At 40.6% G+C, this 945-nt stretch carries 1 pseudogene; it reads left to right on the top strand.

The features are described from left to right. Positions 1–866, top strand: a pseudogene (locus ACFIK8_RS10280) (VirB4 family type IV secretion/conjugal transfer ATPase); the annotation flags it as partial. Between the last annotated feature and the right edge of the window lie 79 nt (positions 867–945).

Raw genomic sequence — 945 nt, 5'->3', positions numbered from 1 at the left:
CTCATCACGACGAGGAAGACACTAAAAAAGCAGTTAGGTCTGTTATGAGCAGTAACATCGACCAATCGCTCCGTCGTTTGCCCTTTCTGATACGATTTTGACCAAAGCCACGTTTAAGTGATTATAATGCACACCCATCTGTTCACGCTCGCTTGGCAAAATGGTGCCAAAATGGTGATTATGGATGGCTCTTTGATAATCCTCAGGATGCACTTGATCTCTCAACGCATCAAATTTACGGCTTTGATATTACAGAATTCTTAGATAATCCAGAGACTCGTACTCCAGTGATAATGTACTTGTTCTATCGCACAGAAGGGATGATCAGTGGGCAACGGTTTATGTATATCTTTGACGAGTTTTGGAAATCTTTACAGGATCCGTATTTTGAAGATTTAGCAAAGAACAAGCAAAAAACTATTCGTAAACAAAACGGTATTTTTGTTTTTGCTACGCAAGAGCCTAGTGATGCGCTGGAAAGCAATATTGCTAAGACGCTCATTCAACAATGCGCAACTTATATTTTTCTAGCCAATCCTAAAGCGAATTATGAAGATTATACTGAAGGCTTCAAACTAACAGATGCTGAATTTGAACTGGTCAAAGGACTTGGTGAATTTAGTCGTCAGTTCCTCATCAAGCAAGGTGATCAGTCTGCGCTTGCAGAGCTTAATCTCGGCAAATTCAATGTCACAACTGATGGAAAAACTATCGAACGTGACTTTAGTGACGAACTCTTAGTATTATCCGGTACGCCTGATAATGCAGAGTTGGTCGAAACCCTTATCGCTGAAGTCGGGGACGATCCAGCGGTATGGTTGCCAGTTTTTTTACAACATATAAAAACTGAGAGGAGAGTAGTATGAAGATAAAAAAGATAATAATTCCATTAGCAATAGCCGTAGTTTTAGGGATCCCAAACTCAGCAATGGCTTGGTGGGGAGC

It is taken from the genome of Bartonella sp. MR168JLCBS, assembly GCF_042194175.1.
Note: the sequence above shows the minus strand (reverse complement) of the source record. Positions and strands in the feature narration are given on the sequence as shown.